Origin of the sequence: Clostridium sp. D43t1_170807_H7 (assembly GCF_015555905.1) — a bacterium.
Taxonomy (GTDB): domain Bacteria; phylum Bacillota; class Clostridia; order Clostridiales; family Clostridiaceae; genus Clostridium.
In genome coordinates this window covers 17961-41623 of record NZ_JADNLK010000021.1, presented here as the reverse complement: position 1 = coordinate 41623, position 23663 = coordinate 17961, and the positions used below count along the sequence as shown (strand labels likewise).

The following is a 23663-nucleotide window of genomic DNA, read 5'->3' as shown; positions in this document are numbered from 1 at the left end:
ATAAGAAGGGGTTATATTTTATGAATAAGAAGGGAGCAAAAAATAAAAAAAGAATAATTCCCGGATTTGGAGTATCACTAGGAATAACATTAACACTACTAAGTATAATTGTTTTAATTCCTATGGCATCATTAATAATTTCTTTATCAGGAATAACATTTAAAGAATTTATTCAAATTGTAACTACCAAAGAGGTTCTTTCAGCTTATAAAGTAAGTTTATCTTCAGCTGTAATTGCTGCACTAATTAATTCAATTTTTGGAGTTATACTAGCTTGGGTTTTAGTGAAATATGAATTTTTCGGGAAAAGGATATTAGATGGATTAATAGAGTTACCTTTTGCTTTACCTACCGCAGTAGCAGGTATATCATTAACTTCTTTATATTCAGATAAAGGATGGATAGGAAGTATCTTTCATAAATTTAATATTAAAATTGCATATACACAAATAGGTATAATTATTGCAATGATATTTATAGGTATTCCTTTTGTTGTAAAATGTATACAACCTGTTTTAGAAAAAATGGATAAACAATATGAAGAAGCAGCAACTATGCTAGGTGCTACTAGAAGTAAAACATTCTTCCGTGTTATTTTACCTGAAATCTTTCCAGCTATACTTACAGGTTTTGGCTTAGCATTAGCAAGGGGGATAGGGGAATATGGAAGTGTCATTTTTATTGCAGGTAATATACCCTTTAAAACTCAAGTTGTACCTTTAATTATTATGACTAAACTAGAGCAATATAAATATACTGATGCAACTTCAATAGCAATTGTCATGTTAGTAATTTCATTTATAATATTGCTTTTAATCAATATAATACAATCATATGTAAGTAAAAGAGCTTTCAATTAAGGAGGTAACTATATGGCAAATTTAACTTTAAAAAGGAATAATAAAACTACTAATATTACTAAAACTGTTTTATTAACAATTAGTATTATATTTATTTTTGTTATGCTTATAGTTCCTATTTTTGTAGTTATTTCTTACTGTTTTAAAAATGGATTTGAAGCTTATAAAAAGGCAGTATTAGATGAATATACTATAAAAGCTTTACAACTTACTTTGTTAGCAACTATAGTTTCTGTATTTATAAATACTATATTTGGAGTTTTTGCAGCATGGACAATAACAAAGTTCAATTTTAAGGGAAAGAATCTATTAACAACTTTAATAGATATACCTTTTGCAATATCTCCTGTAATAGGAGGACTTATATTTGTTTTGGCTTTTGGAAGAATTGGTTGGGCTTATGAGTTCATGTTGTCTCTGGACATTTAAGAGGTAAAACTAATACATTACCTTTACATGTGGAAATATTGTACAACGAGTTTAAACTTGTTGATGCTTTTGCAGTATCTTCAATATTAGTAATTTTAGCAATAATTATATTAATAATAAGAAATATTGTTGAATATAAAGGAAAAAGGGATAGTGAAATGTAGTGTATGTAGAATTAAAGAATATTAATAAGAACTTTGGTAATTATAAAGCTTCTAATAATATAAGCTTTGGAATAGAAAAAGGTAAGTTAATTGGATTATTAGGACCAAGTGGTAGTGGTAAAACAACTATATTAAGGATGATAGCAGGTCTTGAACAACCAGATAGTGGTGAAATATTTATAGATGGTGTTTGTGTAAATGATATTCCTGCTAATAAGAGAGGAATTGGCTTTGTTTTTCAAAGCTATGCTTTATTTAAATATATGACTGTATTTGATAATATTGCTTTTGGTCTTGAAGTACAAAAAAAGAATAAAAGTGAGATTAAAGAAAGAGTTATAGATTTAATTAAATTAATAGGATTAGAAGGATTAGAAAAAAGATATCCAAGTGAATTATCTGGAGGTCAAAGGCAAAGAGTTGCTTTTGCAAGAGCATTAGCTCCAAAGCCAAATCTTTTATTGTTAGATGAACCTTTTGCTGCTATTGATGCTAAAGTTAGAGAAGAACTAAGAAATTGGCTTAAGGATATGATTACTAAAGTCGGAGTTACAAGTATTTTCGTTACTCACGATCAAGATGAAGCAATAGAAGTAGCAGATGAAATAATAATTACTAATGCTGGCAGAGTAGAACAAAAAGGTTCTGCATTAGAAATCTATAAAAATCCATTGACACCTTTCGTAGCAGAATTTATCGGTCATTCAACTGTTATTGATTATTATAATAAACTTAAAGGGTTTGAGGAAATAGACAATGTAGATAAAGTAATTATTAGACCAGAATTTATCAAGGTGTCAAAATTAGATGAAGAAACTCAATATATTATAGCTTCTGAGGAAGGTATTATAGAAAATGTATCTTTTAGAGGCAACTATATAGAAATTAAGGTTAATGTAAAAGGTATTATTTTAACTACAACAAGAGGTACTGAAGATAAAGCTGTTTATGTTGGTGAAAAAGTAAGAGTTCTTATTTATAGATTATATGTATTTCATAAAGATAAATCATATATAGTTGAAAATTCATCAATGAATGATAAGAACTCTGTATTTATTTAATAGTAAAACTTTATTTATAGCTTTAAAGGAGCGGATAAAATTATGAAGAAATTAAAGGCCCAAAAGATAGAAACAGATATATTAATAGTTGGAGGTGGGACGGCTGGATGTTATGCCGCCCTAACTATAGCAGAAAACTCTGATCTTTCTGTATTAGTGGTTGAAAAAGCTAATATAAAAAGAAGTGGCTGTTTAGCAGCAGGAGTAAATGCAATAAATGCTTATATTGTAAAAGGAAGAACTCCTGAAGACTATGTAGATTATGCAAAAAAAGATGCTGATAATATTGTAAGAGAAGATTTGCTTTTAACAATGAGTGAAGGTTTAAATAAAGTTACTAAAAAATTAGAAGACTTAGGTCTTGTAATATTAAAGGATGATAATAATGAGTATGTAGCAAGAGGAAATAGAAATATAAAGATAAATGGTGAAAATATTAAGCCACTTCTAGCAAGGGCAGTTGCTAATCAAAAAAATGTTTCTATATTAAATAAAGTAAATGTTATTGATTATATAGTTAAGGATAATGTTGTTTTTGGTGCTTTTGCAACAAATGTTGAAGAAGAATTATTTTATCATATCAAAGCAAAAAAAGTAATTTGCACTACTGGTGGTGCAGCTGGTTTATACAAGCCTAATAATCCAGGATTCTCTAGACATAAAATGTGGTATCCACCTTTTAATACTGGTGCCGGTTATGCTATGGGTATAAGAGCTGGTGCTGAAATGACTACTCTTGAAATGAGATTCATAGCTTTAAGATGTAAAGATACTATAGCTCCAACTGGTACTATTGCACAAGGTGTTGGTGCAAAACAAGTAAATTCGAAAAATGAAATATATGAAGATAAATATGGACTTACTACTTCTCAAAGACTTTATGGAACTGTAAAGGAAAAAATTGATGGTAGAGGACCTTGTTATCTTAGAACTGAAGGTATTACTTCATCACAAGATGAAGAGTTAAAAAAGCATATTTAAATATGGCACCAAGTCAAACACTTAAGTGGATTGAAAGTGGAAAAAATCCTAGTGAGCAAAATGTTGAAATCGAAGGAACAGAGCCATATATAGTAGGTGGACATACTGCTAGTGGATATTGGATAGATACAAATAGAGAAACAACGATTAAGGGACTTTATGCAGCTGGAGATGTTGCAGGTGGATGTCCACAAAAATATGTAACTGGAGCTTTAGTAGAAGGTGAAATTGCAGCTTTAAATGCAATAAATACTATTAATATAGAAGAAAATAGATTAGATCTAAGTGATGAAGAATATTATTCTTTAGTTAATAAAAAGAAAAAAGAGGTTGAGGACATACTAAATTTTGATAATACTTTATTTTCAATAGAAGAACTAGAAGAAGCAATGCAAAAAGTTATGGATGCTTATGCAGGAGGAATAGGAAGTAATTATCAATATAATGAAAAGCAATTAGCACTAGCTGATGAAAAAATTGATCAAATAATTGAATTAAGTAATAAATTGAAAGCTAATGATATGCATGAATTAATGTTTGTTTATGAATTAAAAGATAGATTAATTATTTGTAAATCTTTAATAGCACATTTGCAAGCACGAAAGGAAACAAGATGGCATAGCTTTGCAGAAAATTTAGATTATCCAGAAAAAAATGATGATTATCTTAAATATGTTAACTCAAAGATTGTTGATGGAAAACTTACCATTATTTTTAGAGATTTAGTAAATAGAGGTGATAGATATGAGCATTGCAATTAATAAAGAAAAATGTGTTAGCTGTAAAAAATGTACACTTGCTTGTCCAGGAAATCTAATAAAAATAGGAGATGATCTTAAAGCTTTTATTAAATATCCAACGGATTGCTGGGGATGCTGTTCTTGTATTAAGGAATGTGGTACTTCTGCAATTGCTTTATATCTAGGAGCAGATATTGGTGGAAGAGGAAGCCTGATGACTGTAAAAAATAATGATGGGATTCTTAGATGGACTATAGAAGAAACAAATGGAAATAAACACTATATAGATATAAATCCTAAGGATTCTAATAAGTACTAACAATGAGGAGGTTAATAGTATGAGTGAATTATCACATTTAGCTAAATTAGAAGCGGAAGCTATATATATAATTCGAGAGGTAGCTGCAGAGTGTGAAAAGCCTGTTATGCTATACTCTATAGGAAAAGATAGTTCTGTTATGTTACACCTTGCAATGAAGGCTTTTTATCCTGAAAAGCCTCCATTTGATTTTATGCATATAGATACTACATGGAAATTTAAGGAGATGATTGAGTTCCGTGATAAAAAGGCAAAAGAGCTGGGAATTAATATGATTGTTTATACTAATGAAGAAGGAGTAAAACAAGGAATTAATCCATTTGATCATGGCTCTGCCTATACTGATATTATGAAAACACAAGCTTTAAAACAAGCATTAAATAAATATGGCTTCACGGCAGCTTTTGGTGGAGGACGTCGTGATGAAGAAAAATCTCGTGCAAAAGAAAGAATTCTCTCTTTCCGTAACCAGGCTCAAGCTTGGGATCCTAAAAATCAAAGGCCAGAAATGTGGAAGCTTTATAATACAAAAATCAATAAGGGTGAAAGTATGAGAGTCTTTCCATTATCAAATTGGACGGAAAAAGATATTTGGCAATATATTAAACGTGAAAATATAGATATTGTACCTTTATATTTTTCTGCTGTAAGACCTGTTGTATATAGAGATGGAAACTTAATAATGGTAGATGATGATAGATTGAAGTTATTACCAGGTGAAAAGATTGAATATAAGAAGGTTAGATTTAGGACTTTAGGATGTTATCCATTAACTGGTGCAGTTGAATCTGATGCAGTAAATTTAGATGAAATAATTGAAGAAACCTTAAGTGCTGTATCTTCTGAAAGATCAAGTCGTGTAATTGATAATGAAGCGGCTGGCAGTATGGAAAGAAGAAAGAGAGAGGGGTATTTTTAATATGAAAGGATTACTTAAATTTATAACATGTGGAAGTGTTGATGATGGTAAGTCAACTCTTATCGGTCATATATTATATGATGCAAAATTATTATATGCTGACCAAGAAAAAGCATTAGAACTAGATAGTAAAGTTGGAAGTAGAGAAGGTGCAATAGATTATTCATTACTATTAGATGGACTTATGGCTGAACGTGAGCAAGGGATTACTATTGATGTTGCCTACAGATATTTTACTACTGATAATCGTAGTTTTATAGTTGCTGATACACCAGGACATGAGGAATATACTAGAAACATGGCAGTTGGAGCTTCCTTTGCAGACTTAGCAATAATTTTAGTTGATGCTAAACAAGGTGTTTTAGTTCAAACAAGAAGACATGCAAGAATTTGTTCTTTAATGGGAATTAAGTATTTTATATTTGCTATAAATAAGATGGATTTAATTCAATATGATAAGAATAAATTTGAAAAGATAGAAGTAGCTATAAAAGAATTACAGCAAGAACTTAAATTAAAAAATATTAAAATAATACCTATATCAGCTACAGAAGGTGATAATGTAACTACAAAATCATTTAATACTCCTTGGTATGATGGACCTGATATATTAACTTATCTTGAAAATGTTGAAATATCAGATACTATAAGCAATAATGAATTTTATATTCCTATTCAAAGAGTCTGCAGACCAAATCATGAATTTCGAGGATTCCAAGGTCAAATAGAAGAAGGAGAAATATCTGTTGGTGACGAAGTTATTATTCTACCAAGTAATGAAAAAGCTATTGTTAAAAGTATTTATGTAACAGATAATAAAGTAGATATAGCACAAAAAGGACAACCAGTCACAATACAATTAAATAAAGAGGTAGACGTATCAAGAGGTTGTGTACTTACTAAAAATAAAAAAATAACAACTAGTAGATTTATAAATTCAACTATTTTATGGATGGATGACAATAATTTAAAACTAGGAGAAGAATATTTTATAAAAGTAGGAACAAAGATGATTCCTGCAATTATTACAGATATAAAATATAAAATTGATGTAAATTCAGGCGAACATTTAAAAACAACTATATTAAAGAAAAATGAAATTGCATTATGCGATATTTTTCTTTCTGAAAAAATAGTAGTAGATAAATTTTCTTCAAATAAAACTCTAGGAGAATTAATATTAATTGATAGAGTTACAAATATGACTTCTGCTTGTGGTGTTATTGAAAATATCGATTATAATGATAGTAAAAAAGATGTGACATTTAGATTTGAAAATCTAAATGCACGAGGAGATATTTTTGAAGAATATTATTACAATACTGAAAGCTTATCAATTTATAAAAATAAGAAAAACAAGAAAGTATATACAATTGGGGATGTGATAGATATAAAAGGAGAAACTTTTGAATATCCAAAAGACTTTGATATACTAATTCTTAGAGATTGGATTGCAATTGAAATTAGAGATAAAGTGATAACTAATATTAAAAGCATGGATAAATATAATTTCAATAATTTACCCGTTGTTAATGGAAGAGGATTCAAATTAAATATTTGTGATGAAAATTCTTTAAAAAGTCTGTTGGTTGAATATAAAGAAATAAATATGAATAATACAAATGAGTTTTGGAATAAATGGGCAAATATTAATACTTATAGAAATGTTATATTTAACTAAACTCAATGATCCTTGCAACTAAATGTATCTGAATACATGGAATGGCTGGATTAAAAAGCTATCATCAAATTAGTAGTATTTGATGATAGCTTTTTAATTATTGTAGTTTAATAGGAAATAATAGATCTTTTAATGTTACTATAATCATAATTCCCATTAAAATAATAAATCCTACATAATTTGCAGCCCCAACAAATTTATCTGGAAGTTTTCTTTTTATTATTAACTCAATAATAGTAACAGCTGCCCATCCGCCATCTAATGCTGGAAAAGGTAACAAATTAAATATAGCTAAATTAACGCTTATAAAACCTAATAAATAACCAAGAGACAATAATCCATTTTGGGCTGCTTGAGTTGACATTCTAATTATAGTAATAGGTCCACCTATATCAGTTTTAAAATTTACATTTCCTAAAACTATAAGTTTAAGGCTTTTAAAGGTCTGACTAATTAGTGAAAATGTTTCTCTAAAAGATTGTTTTATTGCTTGAGCAATAGTAGGTTCTTTAATAGCACTATAATAGAATCCAATGCGATAAAGTTTGCTACCATTATTTTCAATTAATTCAGGCGTAAGACTTACTTCTATCTTTTCACCATTCCTATTTACTAATAAATTTATAGGATCACCATTAGAAAGTTGTATGCTCATAGTAACATCTGTAGGGGTATATACTTTAGCTCCATCTATCTTTAAAATCTCATCATTAATTTGTAATCCTGAATTAATGGCAGGTGAATTCTCAGATAACTTACTAATTTTTAATTCATTAAATCCTCTATATGAAATAATCATGCTGAATACTATAACTGCAAAAATAATATTCATTATGGCACCAGCTAATATAATTGAAATCTTTCTTACCGGAGAAGTACTTGAAAAACTTCTTTCATCATCTATAACTACTTCTTCGCCTAATAAACTAACAAATCCTCCAATAGGCAAAAGCCTTAATGAATATCTAGTTTCTTCACCTTTTTTTGAAAATACCTCTGGTCCCATGCCTACTGAAAATTCTTCAACCTTTATTCCATTTGCTTTTGCCATAATAAAATGCCCAAGTTCGTGAATAATCACTAACAAACTAAAACCAAGTATAGCTATAACAATATACATATTTGCCTCCTTATTTAATTATGTATACTTATATTGTTATTCATAGCAATTAAAAAAAATTACTTATAAGTATTAGTTAATTGACAATTAGGTAAGTGTAAAATAAAATAGGCTTAAAGAGAAAAGTGGGGGATTTCATGAAAAAGGCTGTATTTTTTGATATTGATGGGACATTATTAGATTACTTTGGTGGAATAACTGATATGACTCCAATAGTTAAAGATTCTATTCGCTCTCTTCAAAAAGAAGGACATCATGTATTTATTTCAACTGGGAGACCATATGCATTCTTAAGTAAATCCATACTAGATTTTGGTTTTGATGGTTATATTTTAGCAAATGGTTCCCACGTAATTATAAATAACGAGACAATACATAGTGAGCATATAGATAGAGAATTTATAAATGATTTAATAAATGAATTAGATGAACTCAATATTCAATATATATTAGAGGGCGAACATTATTCATATATGTATAAAAAATTCAAAGAATTTTATGATTTTTATGACACAGTAGGTGTTTCAAAAGAATTAATTAAAGATGAATTTTCTTTAGATGAAGTTAAAGCTTTTAAAATTGAAATGATGTGTCCTGATGATGAGATAGCTGATTTATGTTTGAAAATAGTTCAAAGAAATGAAGAATACGATTATGTTAATAGTATTGCTTTAAAATCTTTTGAATTATATTCAAAGAAAAATACAAAAGCAACCGGAATACTTAAAGCTTTAGAATACCTTAATGTGGATATTGAAAATAGCTATGCTTTTGGAGATGGTAAAAATGATATAGAAATGCTTTCAACTGTAGGCTGTGGAATAGCTATGGGAAATGCAGATGATGAAGTAAAAAAATATGCTAATAAAGTTACAGAAACAGTTCATAATGATGGTGTTGCTGTTGGTATAAAAAAGTTTATATTTAATAATTAAGAAATCATAATAAAAAGTACTTAATATTACTATAGTAAGTTATATTATTCCTATAGTAAGTATAAGTACTTTTTATTATATTGTTTTTATATATCCCAAAGTATATCCTGTGGCATAACTTCTAATATATTATTTAATACATCTACTAAAGTTTCTTTTTTTACATTAGATGATGATAACAACTGCTTAAATTTTCTACTTCCTTTTTGACCTTGAAATAAACTTTGTAGTGGAGCAGCTAAAGCATGTACATTACTTCCTTTTTCAAGTTCTTCAATAACATATGGAATATATGTTTTAATAATTTCTCCACGTGAAATTGATTTAATGTTTTTATTTTCTTCATTAACTTTATGTAAATCAGCTAAAAGATAACAATCTTCATAGGCAGCTCTTCCAATCATAACTCCATCAACTTTTTTTAATGCATCTTTAACACTTTCTAAACTCTTAAATCCACCATTTATCTCTATATTTAAATAACTAAAGTCTTTTTTTAATTTATAAACCATCTGATAATCCAAAGGTGGTATTTCTCTGTTATCTTTAGGACTTAGTCCTTTTAATATAGCTGAACGTGCATGAACAGTATATCTATCAGGGTGTGCCTTAGATACTGTATCTAAAAATTCTAGTAGATCTTCATAACCACTCATTATAATTTTATTGTTTTTATTATCAATTACTCCAGTACCATCAATTCCAATTCTATGCTTTATTGTTATTGGCTTATTTGTTGCTTCTTTCATTGCTGCAAGTATTTCATACACAAGATTCTTATCTGACATTAAAGCTGCCCCCATAAGATTTCCTGATACTCTATCAGAAGGACATCCACAATTTAAGTTTATTTCTGAATAATTATATTTTTCGGCAAGTCTAACTGCTTTATAAGCATCTTCTGGATTTGATGCTGCTATTTGAAGAGCAACATCTCCTTCATCTTCTCTAAAATAAAGAATTTTATCTAAATCACCATTAATTATTGCTTGTGCTGTTATCATTTCTGAATAAATAAGAGCTTCTTTATTCATTATTCTACAGAAATATCTAAAATGTCTATGTGATTTATCAACCATTGGTGCAATACTTATCTTAGGTACTTTTATATTAGAAATATATTTTTCCATCTTTCGTATCCTTTCAAATTTAAGAAATTAATTATTACTTATTATAGCATATAAAAGCTTCATTAATTATATAAATAAAAATAAACTTATTTTATTTATCTTTATAATAGGAGATGTGTTTGAATTTAGTACTTTTTTTATATGAATAATCATAAAATATGGATTTTATTACAAATTTAAATGTATAATTTAATTATACATAATAAAATATAATTTAAGCATCTTCTTATAATAAAAGGGAGGAAACCTATGAAAAAAATTATATTATTAATTTTAGTTATTTTGTTAAATTTATTTCCTATGGGATGTGTAGAATCTAAAGTTTATTTAAATAAAAATAATGAAGAGTTAAAAGGTATTAATAAAGAAGAATTAGAAAATATAGTTGATGAGTATAGTCTTTACGCTATAGGTGAAATTTATGTTGCAGATACAAAAATAGTTGGCTTTTCAACTGATAGTACACAAGGTGTTTTTGTTTATGAAAAGGATAGTGAAGGAAACTATATATTAAACCAAGCTAATAAATTGGACATAGATACAAATGGCTTAGGTATATCAAATTACAGAATAATTTATCAAAATTATAACGATATAACTAATGCTAAATATGGTTACATTATAATATCTAATGGTAAAAAGGTTTCTAAAGTTGAAATTACAATAAATGATGTTTATAAATATAATGCAAATTTAGAAATTGGAAAAGAATCTATGGTTTTAATAAAAGAAAATTTAACTTTAGAAGAAAGTGCTGGTATTCGTTTAGAGGTAAAATATTTTGATGATAATAACAATGAATTAATTCAATAAATAAAGTTTTTATTTATTGAATATATATATTGCATTAATGGTTTAATATTTTATAGATTAATTTTAAATGATATAATAGCCATAGAAAATTTGTTATATATATTTATAGGAGTGGGTACTGATGGGAAAAATATTTTTATCTAATACAAATGGAATTCCACAGATTGGATGTAGTACATGCTATGAATGTAATAGTATTTTTGGAAAAAGTTTATGTGAAGTAAAAAAGAGGGGTTGTTGCTGGTATTTTCCTAAATTTAACTTATATGAAATTCAAAAAATGGCTAAAAGCAGTGATGGATTAGAGATACTAAAAAAGATTATAAATATGCCAAATACAGTAGTATATAATTATTATATACATGCTAAAGGTTTTTTTGATGAAAAAAGCTATAATAAATATATTAATACAAAAGGAAAGTGTTCTCTTGAATTTGCAATAGAGAAAGATGTTAAAGAAATTCGTGAAGAAATTTTATATGAAGATGAAGAATACGAGATATATAAAGAATATGATAATCAAGATCTTATAGAAAGAAAACAAATAAAAAAACCACGCGTAATTAAAGATGTATCTATGTTCTTTAGATCATGTCCTTTTGTTATTTCTGGAAAAGGATGTACCTTGAATAGTCAATATAGAAGTTATGTTTGTAACTTTTTTATTTGTGATGAAATAGTAGAAAACTTATATAATAATAATGAATTTAAAAAATATACTGAAGAACGTGATAATTATATACGATGGATAGAGTGGGAGAATTCTTCTTTACAATCACTATTAATAGAAAATAATATAAATTTAATTAATAACTTCGATGAAGTAATAAAAGTACTTCAAAGAATTCAATTAAATGAATATGAATTTCCTAATCTTGATGAAATAACATTTGTTTAATAATGCAAAATATAAAATAAACAACAGGTAATTTTTAGATATACGACGCAAGTCCAGTTGTTGATAAATTGCACATTTTTTATTAAGGCATAATATTATGTTTTCAAAAGCAAACTAAATATAATTTATAATAATATAATCAAAGTAAGTAGTAGGAGGGACAATAGATAATTATACATAATTATCCACTGTCCCTTTTAAAGCATTTTCTGAAAAGCGTTGAATTACATCAAGATACTTTTCTATATCCTTTTGATCTATTCCTTCTGTAATTTTATCTATAAATTTACTTTGCATATTATATAATTTTATTACTATAGGTTTAGATTTTTCTGTTAATTTTAAGTGCTGGCAACGTCTATCATCTTTATCAACTTCAACTTCTATAAATCCCTTTAATATTAATGGTTCTACTGCTTTAGAAACATATGCTTTAGAAAATCCTTTTAATTTAACTATATCCCTTGCTGTATCACAAGATGGATTGTTATTTAGAAAAGCTAGTATATCTGCCTCAGGCTTACTAATTCCACATTCATAAGCTGCTTTTACAGATAAGTTATAATATAAATCATTTATATTTTTTATTGAGTATAGTATTTCTGTAATATCAAATTTAGTTTTCATCATTACCCTCCAATATAGTTGACAAAGAAACTGTTTATTTGTAAACTATTTTATAGTTATTATTATTTTTTGTCAATTTTATTAAAGGAGAAAGATATTATGCAACAAAATCACACAGATGAATTAGGAAGTTGTAGTGTAGGAAAGCTACTTCTTAAATTAGCTGTTCCTGCAATTGCAGCACAAATTATTAATTTATTATATAATCTAGTAGACCGTATGTATATTGGTCATATAGCTGATGTTGGTAAATTAGCGCTTACTGGAGTTGGAGTATGTTTACCACTTATTATGCTTATTTCAGCATTTGCCGCTCTTGTAAGTATGGGTGCAGCCCCTAGAGCTTCGATTTTTTTAGGGAAAGGTGAACATGAAAATGCAGAAAAAACATTAGGAAATTCATTTTCACTGTTAATAATATTATCTATTACTATTACAGTAATTTTCTTTTTCTTTTCAAAAGACTTACTTTTATTATTTGGAGCAAGTGAAAATACAATAGAATATGCAGTAAGTTATATGAAAATATATAGTCTAGGAACTATATTCGTTCAACTAACCCTTGGACTTAATGCATTTATAAGCGCACAAGGCTTTGCTACAACTAGTATGATGACTGTTTTAATAGGTGCTATAAGTAATATTATTCTTGATCCTATACTTATATTTGGATTTAATATGGGAGTATCTGGTGCAGCTTTAGCTACAGTTATATCTCAATCATTATCTATGATTTGGATACTATTTTTCTTAACTGGTAAAAAATCAACTTTGAAATTAAAAAAGAAAAATTTCCGTTTATCAAAAGAGATTATTATACCTTCAATAATATTAGGATTATCACCATTTATAATGCAATCTACAGAAAGTTTAATAGCAGTATGTTTTAATTCTTCATTATTAAAATATGGTGGTGATATTGCAGTAGGAGCAATGACAATTCTTACAAGCGTAATGCAATTTTCAATGCTTCCTCTTACAGGATTAACACAAGGTGGACAACCAATAATAAGTTATAACTATGGTGCTAAAAATCCAACTCGTGTGAAAAAGGCTTTTAAAATACTACTTATTTCTTGTATATCTTATTCAGTTATATTATGGGCATTGGCAATGATAATACCTGAAACATTTGTATTAATATTTAATAATGATCCAGAACTTGTTGACTTTACAAGTCATGCTCTTAGAATATATATGGCTGTTTCATGCGTATTCGGTATACAAATTGCTTGTCAGCAATCTTTTATTGCTTTAGGCAATGCAAAAGCATCCTTATTCTTAGCATTATTAAGAAAAATAATATTATTAATACCTTTAATTTATATTATGCCTATGTTTATGGCAGATAAAACAACAGCAGTATTTATGGCAGAACCTGTAGCAGATTTACTAGCAGTTTCTACTACAGCAATATTATTCTTTATACAATTTAGAAGAGCTATGAAAGGAATCTCTGATCCTATAGTTTCACAGACTGAAAGTAAAGCATATTAGAAATAAACATACCTACATAAATAGGTGTGTTTATTTTTCACTAAAATTTTGATAAAAAATTAACAAAATATATAAGATTAATTAAAACTATAGGGGTATAATATTAAATAAAGACAATTAGAGGTGATGTTATGAAAAGTATTATAAAAAACAATTATCTTGAAATATTGAAAACATTCTTTATAGCTTTATTATTTATGGCAATAGGATCATTTATAGGGGTAAATTTTATACCAGCAACTTTTAGATATCTTTTAAATATAGCATTTTTTATATTAGTTTTAATCTCTGCTTTTAGTAGACGTGGTGGATTTGTCAGAAATAAAACTAGTATGAACATATATGCTTTTATCTTAGGAATACTTACAGGTTCAACATATGTATATTATTTTTATAGCCTAGGATCTGCAACATTTATATCAGTTATAATCGGAGTAGTATTAATATTTGGTATATCTTATTTAGTAGCAGCTAGTCAAAATGAAGAAAATATATTTAAATTAGGGCCTATTGTTACTATAGGTATTTTAGTATTATTAATTTTAGAATTTATAAACATATTTTTCTTTAAGTTTGGAACATTCGATTTATTTATTTCAACTATTGGAATAATCATCTATTTTGTTTATTCTTTAATAATTATGAAATCTGTTCAAAATAGATGCAGATATGGTATTTTGTCTGAAGAAGAAGTAGTAGCCCTTGCATTTTCTATCTTTATAAGTTTCTTAAACTTACTAATTGATTTATTGAGATTTGTTTCTATTATAAGAGACGATAATTAAAGCTATTAATTGAATAATAATAGGGATGCAATTGAGAATTACAGTAATATTAAGATAAAAGTTTCTAAATTATTTTCTAATGATATAAATAAGTATGTAATATAAAAGCTTTTATTTATTAGAATGATATAAAAAATAAACTTATTATAATTAAATAATGAGGCTATATCAAAATTAAATTATGATATTAGCCTCATTTTCTTTAAAGTATTTCTAAAATTTTTACAGAATAATTTTCTCCTGGGGCTTCAACTTCAACTATATCTCCAACCTTTTTACCTGCTAATGCTTTTCCAAGCTCAGATTCAATACTTATTAGCATTTCCTCAGGTTTAGCATCTAAAGTTGTTACTAAGGTAATAGTATCTTCAAAACCATCATCAAGAAATTCAATTCTAGCTTTAGTATTTATCCCTAGAATAGACTTATCAATACTCTCATCCTCTATAACTGTAGCGGTAGTTATAAGCGTTAATAAGTGTTGAATTCTATTATCATTTTCTCTATACTCTTCACAAGCAGCCTTATATTCAGCATTTTCTGATCTATCTCCATGTGCTGCTGCAATTAATTTTTCTTTTGCAATCTCAGCTCTTCTTACAGTCATTCTGTAATCTAGCTCTTCTTGTAATTTTTTAATATTAGATTCTGTTAATATCTTACTCATAAAATAAAAATCTCTCCTATAATATATTATGATACTATTATAAATACTTATTAAAGAAAAGGAAAGATAACATTAAAATATAAAAAATTATTATCTTATATTTTCTTATATATATTTTTAGTAATTGTTAATTTTAACTATAAACATTTGAAAAATTATTATTTTAGATGTATAATAATGGTATAGAAATAATATTAAATTTCTTTAATATGTAAATTATAAAATAAACAATGTGTAGTTTGTCGATATAAAACGTAAGTCCAGTTGTCGATAAATTGCACATTTTTTATTAAGGAGGAATAATCTAATGTTTGCAAAAAATGACTATATTATTTATGGTACAACAGGAGTATGTAAAATAACTGGTATAGAAAAAAAGAAATTTAATACCAGTGCAGAAAGAGAATATTATATCCTTAAGCCAGCTTATGATCCTAACTCAACTATTTATGCTCCTGTTGATAATAATATAATAAATATTAGAAAAATTATGACTGTAAAAGAAGTTTATGATTTAATAATGGCAATGCCAGATAATAAAACTATATGGATTGATGATATTAATCTTCGTAAAGAAAAATATAATGAAATTCTAAAAAAAGGAGATAAGGTAGAGCTAGTTAAATTAATACGAACTTTATATCTTGAAAAACAAAAGAAAAAAAATGAAGGTAAAAAGCTATATGTTGGTGATGAGAAAATAATGTCTGAAGCTCAAAGGCTATTACATGAAGAATTTGCATTAGTTCTTAATATTAAAGTGGATGAAGTATTACCATTTATCTTAGGTGAATTAGAACCAACTGAAAAGTCTGATATTAATTTATAAAATATAATTAAAAAAAGTAGGATTTCTAAATAACAGTATCCTACTTTCTTTTTTCTAAATAATTAATTCATCTAATAACTCTTTAACTGACATCATTTTATTAATTCTATATGCATTTGCCCCACAAAATATTAATCCATTATCAATATCACCTTGTGCTGCATTTATTAACGCTTCACTTATGCAATATGGGGTAGTAGAGGGATTACATGGAACTAAACAATTATAACATTTACTTATTTTATTACTTTCATTATTAATCCTTCTTAAAAAATTATTATTTATTGCTCTTCCAGGCATACCAACAGGACTTTTAACAATTTTAATATCACTTTTATTGCAATTTAAATAAGCTTCTTTAAATTTCATATCAACATCGCATTCATACGTTGTAACAAATCTACTTCCTATCTGAACTCCATTAGCCCCTAATTCCATATATCTTTTTATATCATTAGAATCAAAAACTCCACCAGCAACAATTACAGGTATTTCTTTACTATATTCACGTTCCAAATCTTTGACCGTTTTTAATATATCTTTAACATTGCTTTCAAATTTATTTATATCATTTTCTATACCATCTGCTTTAAAGCCCAAATGTCCTCCTGCCTCAGGGCCTTCTACGATAATCCCATCAGCAATTCTATTATAATGTTTTTTCCAATATGACAATATAAGCCTTGTTGCTTTGGAAGATGATACTATTGGTAGTATTTTAATTTCACTATTTTTTGTATATTCAGGTAATTTTAATGGTAAGCCGGCTCCAGATATTATTAAATCAGCTCCACCCTCAATACTAGCTTGAACTAATTCTTTATAATTTTTCATCGCTACCATTATATTTACACCAATTATTCCATTATTACTTATTTCTTTTGCTTTTCTTATATGATTTTTTAATGCTCTTATATTTGCTTGCAATGTATTTTTTTCAAAATCCTTTTCAAGGTATCCAGGATGTGCAGCAGAAATAACTCCTATAGCACCATATTTTGCAACATTTCCAGCTAAATTTGAAAGTGAAACTCCAACTCCCATACCACCTTGTATTATTGGTAATTTTGCTATTAAATTCCCTATTTTTAACTCCATATTTTTCTCCTTTATTCTAAATGCTTTGATTATCAAAATATATTTTAAAGTATAATATATACTGAAAGAAAAGGCAATATTATAAAAAAAGATTGACAAAATTTAAAAGTAGACTTATTATAAAGATGTTTGATAGTCAAAATATTTGAAAGGAGAGTGGATAATTTTAGAAGTTAAGTCGCTATTTGAATTATTTTTATATTAGAAATTAAATTCATATTTATTGTTATTTTGGAATTATTTTTATTTATATAAACTTATACAATAATCTAATATTATTTTTTAGATTGAAGATGGCAGTAACTTATTATTTATTATGAGATTAACTAAGGAGAAATATTAAGAAATTTAATATTTCATATTTTTAGGAGTATTATTTGATTATCAAATAATTATATTTTTAAAACAAAGGTGCTAAAATGAGTGTAGTAAAAATAGTAGGCGTTGGACATTATTGTCCAGAAAATGCTATAAGTAATGATCAATTGTCAAATTTAGTTGATACATCACATGAATGGATAGTTAAGAGAACTGGAATATATGAAAGAAAGATTTCAAAAGGTGAAGGTACAGTAGATTTAGCTGTTAAAGCATCAATTAATGCTATGGAAATGGCAAAATGTAAACCTGAAGATATTGATTTAATTATAGTTGCAACAACTTCCCCAGATAGAATTATGCCATCTACTGCTTGTAGTGTCCAAAGCATATTAGGTTGCAAAAATGCAGCTGCATTTGATATAAGTGCTGCTTGTTCAGGTTTTTTATATGCATCCATAATTGCAAATTCATTAATAAAAAATGGAGAAGGAAGTAAAGCTTTGGTTATTGGTAGCGAAGTTCTTTCAAGAATAGTAGATTGGAATGATAGAAATACTTGCGTATTATTTGGTGATGGTGCTGGTGCTGCTATTCTAGAAGTAAGTACTGATGATAGTAGGATAATAAGTACTTATTTTGGCTCTGATGGAAAAACAGGTACTAAAGCATTAACTGCTAATCAATTTCCAATTAAAACACCATTTGCAGATGCCTCTTTAGAAAGAGAAGAATATATACAAATGAATGGTAGAGAGGTTTTTAAATTTGCTATATCAATAATACCTAAAGTAGTAAATAAACTATTAGATGATTCATGCGAAGATATATCAAATATTAAATATATTATTCCACATCAAGCAAATCTTAGAATAATAGATGATGCTGCTAAAAAACTAAATATAAGTAAGGACAAGTTCTATGTCAACTTGGACTCTTATGGAAATACTTCAGCGGCTAGTGTCCCTATTGCCTTTAGTGAAGTCATAGAGAAAGGTTTAATTAAAAAAGGCGATAAAATTATTTTAGTTGCTTTTGGTGGTGGATTAACTTGGGCTGGAATATTACTAGAATGGTAATATTTATTAATTTATAAAATGAAATTAAAATTTAGAAATAAAAAAAGTTAAGATTTAGGAGGAAATAGAAATGATATTTGAAAAAATTAGAGAAATAGTAGTAGAACAATTAGGTGTGAATGAAGAGGATGTTAAATTAGAAACAAGATTTATAGAAGATTTAGAAGCTGATTCATTAGATTTATTCCAAGTAATAATGGAAATTGAAGATGCTTTTGATGTAAAAGTTGAAGAAGTTGAAAACATAAAGACAGTTTCAGATGCTGTAAATTTCATTGAAAAAGCAACAGCAAAATAGTATTGGAGGTAAATATATGAAAAAGGATATATGCGGTATTTTAGGTATTAAGTATCCTATTTTTCAAGGTGGAATGGCTTGGGTTTCAGAAAGTACTCTTGCTGCAGCAGTTTCCAATGCTGGAGGACTTGGTATTATAGCAGGAGCAAATGCTCCTGCTAGCCATATAAGAGATGAAATAAGAAGGACTAAAGAACTTACAAATAAGCCTTTTGGACTTAATATAATGCTTTTATCAGATAATGCTGATGAATTATCAGATATTGCAATTGAAGAAGGGGTTAAAGTAATAACTACTGGTGCAGGTAATCCCGGTAAATTTATGGATAAGTGGAAACAAGCAGGTATTGTAGTTATTCCTGTTGTAGCTTCTGTAGCATTAGCTAAAAGAATGGAACGTTACGGAGCTGATGCTGTTATAGCAGAAGGCTGTGAATCAGGTGGTCACGTTGGTAAGCTAACTACAATGGCATTATTACCACAAGTAGTTGATGCCGTAAATATTCCTGTTATAGGTGCTGGTGGTATAGGTGATGGAAGAGGTATTACCGCTGCTTTTGCTCTTGGAGCAAGTGGCATTCAAGTTGGTACTAGGTTCTTAGCATCAGAAGAATGTCAAATTCATGATAATTATAAAAATGCTGTAATAAACTCAAGAGATATTGATACTGTTATTACTGGAAGATCTACAGGACACCCTGTTCAAGTACTAAAAAATAAACTTGCAAAAGAATATTTAAAACTTGAAAATGATAATGCAAGCATTGAAGAACTTGAAGAACTAGGTAAAGGAGCTCTTAAAAAGGCCGTAGTAGATGGTGACATTGAAAATGGTTCACTAATGGCAGGTCAAATATCTGGAATGGTAAAAAAAGTTCAAAGTGTTAAAGAAATAATTGAAGAAATGTTTAATGAATACGAAGAAGTAAAAAGAAGTCTATAACTAATAGATAATGGAGGAATTATGAAGATAGCATTTATTTTCTCAGGTCAAGGTTCTCAATATATAGGAATGGGAAAAGAATTATATGATAATATTCCTAGCTGTAAAAAAATATATGATAAAGCTAATGAAGCTTTAGGGTTTGATTTGAAAGAATTAATATTTAATGGTGATAAAGAAGAATTAAATATTACTGAAAATACACAACCTGCAATATTAACAACTTCTATAGCTATTCTACAAGCTATAAAAGATAAAGGTATCAATCCAGATATAGTTGCAGGATTAAGCTTGGGAGAATATTCTGCACTTGTTGCTAGTGAAGCTTTGGACTTTGAAACTGCAGTTTCTTTAGTAAAAAAAAGAGGGCGTTTTATGCAAGAAGCAGTACCCCAAGGTATTGGTTCAATGGTTGCAGTCATTGGATTAGATGAAGATAAAATAAAAAAAGTATTAAAAGTAGCTAGTGAAAGAGGAATAGTAGAAATAGCTAACTATAATACTAATAATCAAATAGTAATAGGTGGAGAAAGTGAAGCCGTTGAATTCGCAAGTGAATTACTGAAAGAGTGTGGTGCAAGAAGGGTTATTCCCCTAAAAGTATCTGGCCCTTTCCATACTTCATTATTAAATGAAGCATCTATTAAGTTAAAAAATGAATTTGAAAATATACATTTTAATGATCCAAAAATAAAGACAATAACAAATGTTACAGCAGATTTTATTGAAAATGGAAATGAAATTAAAAATTTATTAATAAATCAAGTTAAATCTTCTGTAAGATGGAGTGAAACTATTGAAAAAATGCTTGATGAAGGTATAGATACATTTATTGAAATAGGACCTTTAAAAACTTTAAGTAGTTTTGTACGTGAAATAAGCAAAGAAAAAAAAGTTGCTGTAAAAATCTTTAATGTAGAAGATTTAAAATCACTTAATAAGACACTAGAAGGGATGGAAGCTATATGTTAAAAGGGAAAAATGTAATAGTAACTGGGGCTACAAGAGGAATCGGTAGAGAAATTGCATTAACTCTAGCGCAAAATGGAGCTAATATAGCTATGAATTATAGAAACTTAAATAGTGAAGTAGAAGATTTAATCAATGAAATTAAAAGCTTTGGTGTAGATGCTTTAGCAATAAAATGTGATGTAAGTAGTACTAATGAAGTTGAGAACTTCGTAAAAGAAGTGAAAGCTCATTATAATACAATAGATGTTTTAGTTAATAACGCAGGTATAACTAAAGATGGATTAATTCTTAGAATGAAAGAAGAAGATTTTGATGATGTTCTAGATGTTAATTTAAAGGGTACATTTAATACTACAAAATCAATATCTTCTATTATGGTTAGACAAAAATATGGAAAGATAATAAATATTTCTTCTGTTGTTGGTATAGCTGGTAATGCAGGACAATGTAATTATGCAGCTTCAAAAGCTGGTGTTATTGGATTTTCTAAATCGGTAGCAAGAGAACTTGCTTCAAGAAATATAAATGTTAATGTAGTAGCTCCAGGATATATAAATACTGATATGACTAAGAATCTACCTGATAAAGTTAAAGAAGAAATAATTAAAAGTATACCTATGAAAAAAATAGGTAATCCAAAAGAAGTTGCTAATTTAGTATTATTCTTATCATCAAATTTATCAGACTACATTACAGGTCAAGTAATAAATGTTGATGGTGGAATGGTAATGGCATAAAGGAGGCATTAAATTGAAAAGAAGAGTGGTAATCACTGGACTTGGAGCAATAACTCCAATAGGAAATAATGTAGATAGTTTTTGGGAAGGTGTTAAATTAGGCAAAAACGGAATAGATGAAATATCTTTATTTAATGCCGAAAATTTAAAGGTAAAAATGGCTGCTGAGGTTAAAGATTTTGACCCTAACAACTTTATAGATAAAAAAGAAGCAAAAAGAATGGATAGATATACTCAGTTTGCTATTATAGCAGCAGAAGAATCTATTAAAGATAGTAATCTTGATTTTAATACATTAAATAGAGAACGAGTTGGAGTGATGTTTGGATCTGGTATTGGTGGACTTTGTACTATTGAAAGCCAAATAAGAACTTTAGTTGCTAAGGGGCCTAATAGAGTATCACCACTTACTATTCCAATGGCTATATCAAATATTGCTTCAGGTACTATTGCTATAAAATATGGGATTTTAGGAAGCACATTAAGTTTAACTTCTGCATGTGCAACTTCAACTCATTGTATTGGTGAAGCTTATAGAAGCATTAAAGATGGTTATCTTGATATTGTTGTAGCTGGTGGAGCTGAATCTTCTATATGTGAATTTGGTATTGCAGGATTCCAATCACTTACTGCATTAAGTAGAAGTGAAGATAAAAATAGAGCATCAATTCCATTTGATAAAGAAAGAAATGGATTTGTTATGGGAGAAGGTGCAGGTTCATTAATATTAGAAGATTTAGACAGTGCTTTAAAAAGAGGTGCAAAAATCTATGCAGAGGTAGTTGGATATGGTTCAACTTGTGATGCTTATCATATAACATCACCTTGCTTAGATGGTGATGGTGCATATAGAGCTATGAGAGATGCATTAACTGATGCTGATATAACTGCTGATAAAATATCTTATATAAACGCACATGGTACATCAACAGAAATTAATGATAAAGTTGAAACCTTAGCTATCAAAAAAGCTTTAGGAGATAATTATATGAATGCATATGTTAGTTCTACTAAATCAATGACTGGTCATTTATTAGGTGCTGCAGGTGCTATCGAAGCTATTGTTTCAATAAAAGCACTACAAGATAATTTTGTTCCAGCAACAATTAATTATGTAAATGAAGATGAGGATTGTGATTTAAATCTTGTTGTCAACGAAGGAAAAGAATCTAATGTAGAATATACAATGTCAAACTCTTTAGGATTTGGTGGACATAACGGAACTCTTATATTTAAAAAATGGAGGTAGTTAAGATGTTAGACTATAACCAAATAAAAGAGCTTATTAAGGAGATAGATTCATCGTCTCTAAGAGTCTTTGAATTAGAAAATAGTGATATAAAATTAAAGCTTAGTAAAAACGAAGAAAATACTTCATCTAAAGAAAATGTTATTAACACAACATCTTCTGAAAATTCTACAATCTTTACAAAGGAAACTAAAACCACAACTGAAGAAACTTTAGTTGAAGATGAAAAATTAATAGAAGAAAACTTAAATATAGTTAAATCACCATTAGTTGGAACTTATTATTCATCTTCAACTCCAGGGGGAGCTCCCTATGTTGAAGTTGGATCTAAAGTAAAAAAAGGTGATGTGCTTTGTATAGTTGAAGCTATGAAGATAATGAATGAAATAACATCAGAAGTTGATGGAGAAATTGTTGAAGCTTTAAGAAGTGATGAAGAAATTGTTGAATTTGGAATGGAATTATTCAAGATTCGTTCCTAATAATAAATATAATATAGATATTAGTGGTGGTG

23 protein-coding genes and 2 pseudogenes are annotated in these 23663 nt (G+C 27.8%); 20 read left to right on the top strand and 5 right to left on the bottom strand.

Going from position 1 to position 23663, the window contains the following annotated elements:
- The first annotated feature begins 20 nt into the window (after window positions 1-20).
- The 7 genes and pseudogenes from cysT (at window position 21) to I2E98_RS12515 (ending at window position 7154) form a co-directional block, all read left to right on the top strand.
- Entirely contained in the window at window positions 21-860 is an 840-nt protein-coding gene (gene cysT, locus I2E98_RS12545) for a sulfate ABC transporter permease subunit CysT (protein ID WP_195469239.1), read from the top strand.
- A gap of 12 nt (window positions 861-872) precedes the next feature.
- Window positions 873-1453: pseudogene (locus I2E98_RS12540) on the top strand (hypothetical protein).
- On the top strand, window positions 1453-2514 hold the full coding sequence (locus tag I2E98_RS12535) for an ABC transporter ATP-binding protein (RefSeq protein ID WP_195469238.1): 1062 nt from the start codon (window positions 1453-1455) through the stop codon (window positions 2512-2514). The pseudogene I2E98_RS12540 and the gene I2E98_RS12535 overlap by 1 nt, the downstream one beginning before the upstream one ends.
- 42 nt (window positions 2515-2556) lie before the next feature.
- Window positions 2557-4256 (top strand): annotated as a pseudogene (locus I2E98_RS12530) (adenylyl-sulfate reductase subunit alpha).
- The gene (locus I2E98_RS12525; RefSeq protein WP_195469237.1) at window positions 4240-4554 is read left to right on the top strand and encodes a ferredoxin family protein; all 315 of its coding nucleotides are present in this window, start codon (window positions 4240-4242) and stop codon (window positions 4552-4554) included. Before I2E98_RS12530 ends, I2E98_RS12525 begins: the two are co-directional and overlap by 17 nt.
- A gap of 19 nt (window positions 4555-4573) precedes the next feature.
- Window positions 4574-5473 carry a sulfate adenylyltransferase subunit CysD gene (cysD, locus tag I2E98_RS12520; protein WP_195469236.1) on the top strand — a complete coding sequence of 300 codons (900 nt, stop codon included), beginning with the start codon at window positions 4574-4576 and terminating at the stop codon, window positions 5471-5473.
- Between the two features lies 1 nt (window position 5474).
- On the top strand, window positions 5475-7154 hold the full coding sequence (locus I2E98_RS12515) for a GTP-binding protein (RefSeq protein ID WP_195469235.1): 1680 nt from the start codon (window positions 5475-5477) through the stop codon (window positions 7152-7154).
- Between the two features lie 97 nt (window positions 7155-7251).
- Here the strand turns inward: I2E98_RS12515 and I2E98_RS12510 are convergent, their stop codons facing one another.
- The gene (locus I2E98_RS12510) at window positions 7252-8274 is read right to left on the bottom strand and encodes a M50 family metallopeptidase (protein ID WP_195469234.1); all 1023 of its coding nucleotides are present in this window, start codon (window positions 8272-8274) and stop codon (window positions 7252-7254) included.
- A gap of 137 nt (window positions 8275-8411) precedes the next feature.
- Between I2E98_RS12510 and I2E98_RS12505 the strand changes: the two genes are divergently transcribed.
- Window positions 8412-9209 (top strand): HAD family hydrolase, encoded by a 798-nt coding sequence (locus tag I2E98_RS12505; protein WP_195469233.1) that lies wholly within the window; start codon window positions 8412-8414, stop codon window positions 9207-9209.
- 86 nt (window positions 9210-9295) lie between these two features.
- On the opposite strand, the gene dusA is transcribed toward I2E98_RS12505, so the two are convergent.
- Entirely contained in the window at window positions 9296-10339 is a 1044-nt protein-coding gene (dusA, locus tag I2E98_RS12500; RefSeq protein WP_195469232.1) for a tRNA dihydrouridine(20/20a) synthase DusA, read from the bottom strand.
- A gap of 249 nt (window positions 10340-10588) precedes the next feature.
- Between dusA and I2E98_RS12495 the strand changes: the two genes are divergently transcribed.
- Both I2E98_RS12495 and I2E98_RS12490 read left to right on the top strand, forming a co-directional pair.
- Window positions 10589-11152: a hypothetical protein gene (locus I2E98_RS12495; RefSeq protein WP_195469231.1), complete on the top strand. Its 564-nt coding sequence runs from the start codon at window positions 10589-10591 to the stop codon at window positions 11150-11152.
- A 121-nt stretch (window positions 11153-11273) separates the two neighbouring features.
- Window positions 11274-12050: a hypothetical protein gene (locus I2E98_RS12490; RefSeq protein ID WP_195469230.1), complete on the top strand. Its 777-nt coding sequence runs from the start codon at window positions 11274-11276 to the stop codon at window positions 12048-12050.
- Between the two features lie 171 nt (window positions 12051-12221).
- Here the strand turns inward: I2E98_RS12490 and I2E98_RS12485 are convergent, their stop codons facing one another.
- Window positions 12222-12677, bottom strand: coding sequence for a MarR family winged helix-turn-helix transcriptional regulator (locus I2E98_RS12485; RefSeq protein WP_195469229.1), 456 nt, complete (start codon window positions 12675-12677; stop codon window positions 12222-12224).
- 99 nt (window positions 12678-12776) lie between these two features.
- Between I2E98_RS12485 and I2E98_RS12480 the strand changes: the two genes are divergently transcribed.
- Both I2E98_RS12480 and I2E98_RS12475 read left to right on the top strand, forming a co-directional pair.
- Window positions 12777-14174: an MATE family efflux transporter gene (locus I2E98_RS12480; RefSeq protein ID WP_195469228.1), complete on the top strand. Its 1398-nt coding sequence runs from the start codon at window positions 12777-12779 to the stop codon at window positions 14172-14174.
- A gap of 131 nt (window positions 14175-14305) precedes the next feature.
- Window positions 14306-14959, top strand: coding sequence for a Bax inhibitor-1 family protein (locus tag I2E98_RS12475; RefSeq protein ID WP_195469227.1), 654 nt, complete (start codon window positions 14306-14308; stop codon window positions 14957-14959).
- A gap of 202 nt (window positions 14960-15161) precedes the next feature.
- Here I2E98_RS12475 and greA read toward each other — a convergent pair whose 3' ends face one another.
- On the bottom strand, window positions 15162-15626 hold the full coding sequence (greA, locus tag I2E98_RS12470; RefSeq protein ID WP_195469226.1) for a transcription elongation factor GreA: 465 nt from the start codon (window positions 15624-15626) through the stop codon (window positions 15162-15164).
- 307 nt (window positions 15627-15933) lie between these two features.
- On the opposite strand from greA, the gene I2E98_RS12465 reads away from it, so the two are divergent.
- Window positions 15934-16455 (top strand): CarD family transcriptional regulator, encoded by a 522-nt coding sequence (locus tag I2E98_RS12465; protein WP_195469225.1) that lies wholly within the window; start codon window positions 15934-15936, stop codon window positions 16453-16455.
- A 54-nt stretch (window positions 16456-16509) separates the two neighbouring features.
- Here I2E98_RS12465 and I2E98_RS12460 read toward each other — a convergent pair whose 3' ends face one another.
- A complete protein-coding gene (locus tag I2E98_RS12460) occupies window positions 16510-17553 on the bottom strand; it encodes a nitronate monooxygenase family protein (RefSeq protein ID WP_195469224.1) in 1044 nt (347 codons plus the stop codon).
- A gap of 419 nt (window positions 17554-17972) precedes the next feature.
- Here I2E98_RS12460 and I2E98_RS12455 point away from each other — a divergent pair, with 419 nt between their 5' ends.
- From I2E98_RS12455 to accB, 7 genes are all read left to right on the top strand, one after another.
- On the top strand, window positions 17973-18950 hold the full coding sequence (locus tag I2E98_RS12455) for a beta-ketoacyl-ACP synthase III (RefSeq protein ID WP_195469223.1): 978 nt from the start codon (window positions 17973-17975) through the stop codon (window positions 18948-18950).
- A 70-nt stretch (window positions 18951-19020) separates the two neighbouring features.
- On the top strand, window positions 19021-19248 hold the full coding sequence (acpP, locus tag I2E98_RS12450; protein WP_195469222.1) for an acyl carrier protein: 228 nt from the start codon (window positions 19021-19023) through the stop codon (window positions 19246-19248).
- A gap of 16 nt (window positions 19249-19264) precedes the next feature.
- Window positions 19265-20191, top strand: a complete 927-nt coding sequence (gene fabK / locus I2E98_RS12445) for an enoyl-[acyl-carrier-protein] reductase FabK (RefSeq protein WP_195469221.1) — start codon at window positions 19265-19267, stop codon at window positions 20189-20191.
- An 18-nt stretch (window positions 20192-20209) separates the two neighbouring features.
- A complete protein-coding gene (gene fabD, locus I2E98_RS12440; protein WP_195469246.1) occupies window positions 20210-21163 on the top strand; it encodes an ACP S-malonyltransferase in 954 nt (317 codons plus the stop codon).
- A complete protein-coding gene (gene fabG / locus I2E98_RS12435; RefSeq protein ID WP_195469220.1) occupies window positions 21157-21900 on the top strand; it encodes a 3-oxoacyl-[acyl-carrier-protein] reductase in 744 nt (247 codons plus the stop codon). The genes fabD and fabG overlap by 7 nt, the downstream gene beginning before the upstream one ends.
- Before the next feature lie 13 nt (window positions 21901-21913).
- Window positions 21914-23149, top strand: a complete 1236-nt coding sequence (gene fabF / locus I2E98_RS12430) for a beta-ketoacyl-ACP synthase II (protein ID WP_195469219.1) — start codon at window positions 21914-21916, stop codon at window positions 23147-23149.
- A gap of 5 nt (window positions 23150-23154) precedes the next feature.
- The gene (gene accB, locus I2E98_RS12425; protein WP_243251123.1) at window positions 23155-23631 is read left to right on the top strand and encodes an acetyl-CoA carboxylase biotin carboxyl carrier protein; all 477 of its coding nucleotides are present in this window, start codon (window positions 23155-23157) and stop codon (window positions 23629-23631) included.
- The last annotated feature ends 32 nt before the right edge of the window (window positions 23632-23663 follow it).

What these genes read in the sequence shown, in the direction of transcription:
- cysT (WP_195469239.1), top strand. Translation starts at nt 21, where the DNA reads ATGAATAAGAAGGGAGCAAAAAATAAAAAAAGAATAATTCCCGGATTT.
- I2E98_RS12525 (WP_195469237.1), top strand. Translation starts at nt 4,240, where the DNA reads ATGAGCATTGCAATTAATAAAGAAAAATGTGTTAGCTGTAAAAAATGT.
- cysD (WP_195469236.1), top strand. Translation starts at nt 4,574, where the DNA reads ATGAGTGAATTATCACATTTAGCTAAATTAGAAGCGGAAGCTATATAT.
- I2E98_RS12515 (WP_195469235.1), top strand. Translation starts at nt 5,475, where the DNA reads ATGAAAGGATTACTTAAATTTATAACATGTGGAAGTGTTGATGATGGT.
- I2E98_RS12510 (WP_195469234.1), bottom strand. Translation starts at nt 8,274, where the DNA reads ATGTATATTGTTATAGCTATACTTGGTTTTAGTTTGTTAGTGATTATT.
- I2E98_RS12505 (WP_195469233.1), top strand. Translation starts at nt 8,412, where the DNA reads ATGAAAAAGGCTGTATTTTTTGATATTGATGGGACATTATTAGATTAC.
- dusA (WP_195469232.1), bottom strand. Translation starts at nt 10,339, where the DNA reads ATGGAAAAATATATTTCTAATATAAAAGTACCTAAGATAAGTATTGCA.
- I2E98_RS12495 (WP_195469231.1), top strand. Translation starts at nt 10,589, where the DNA reads ATGAAAAAAATTATATTATTAATTTTAGTTATTTTGTTAAATTTATTT.
- I2E98_RS12490 (WP_195469230.1), top strand. Translation starts at nt 11,274, where the DNA reads ATGGGAAAAATATTTTTATCTAATACAAATGGAATTCCACAGATTGGA.
- I2E98_RS12485 (WP_195469229.1), bottom strand. Translation starts at nt 12,677, where the DNA reads ATGAAAACTAAATTTGATATTACAGAAATACTATACTCAATAAAAAAT.
- I2E98_RS12480 (WP_195469228.1), top strand. Translation starts at nt 12,777, where the DNA reads ATGCAACAAAATCACACAGATGAATTAGGAAGTTGTAGTGTAGGAAAG.
- I2E98_RS12475 (WP_195469227.1), top strand. Translation starts at nt 14,306, where the DNA reads ATGAAAAGTATTATAAAAAACAATTATCTTGAAATATTGAAAACATTC.
- greA (WP_195469226.1), bottom strand. Translation starts at nt 15,626, where the DNA reads ATGAGTAAGATATTAACAGAATCTAATATTAAAAAATTACAAGAAGAG.
- I2E98_RS12465 (WP_195469225.1), top strand. Translation starts at nt 15,934, where the DNA reads ATGTTTGCAAAAAATGACTATATTATTTATGGTACAACAGGAGTATGT.
- I2E98_RS12460 (WP_195469224.1), bottom strand. Translation starts at nt 17,553, where the DNA reads ATGGAGTTAAAAATAGGGAATTTAATAGCAAAATTACCAATAATACAA.
- I2E98_RS12455 (WP_195469223.1), top strand. Translation starts at nt 17,973, where the DNA reads ATGAGTGTAGTAAAAATAGTAGGCGTTGGACATTATTGTCCAGAAAAT.
- acpP (WP_195469222.1), top strand. Translation starts at nt 19,021, where the DNA reads ATGATATTTGAAAAAATTAGAGAAATAGTAGTAGAACAATTAGGTGTG.
- fabK (WP_195469221.1), top strand. Translation starts at nt 19,265, where the DNA reads ATGAAAAAGGATATATGCGGTATTTTAGGTATTAAGTATCCTATTTTT.
- fabG (WP_195469220.1), top strand. Translation starts at nt 21,157, where the DNA reads ATGTTAAAAGGGAAAAATGTAATAGTAACTGGGGCTACAAGAGGAATC.
- accB (WP_243251123.1), top strand. Translation starts at nt 23,155, where the DNA reads ATGTTAGACTATAACCAAATAAAAGAGCTTATTAAGGAGATAGATTCA.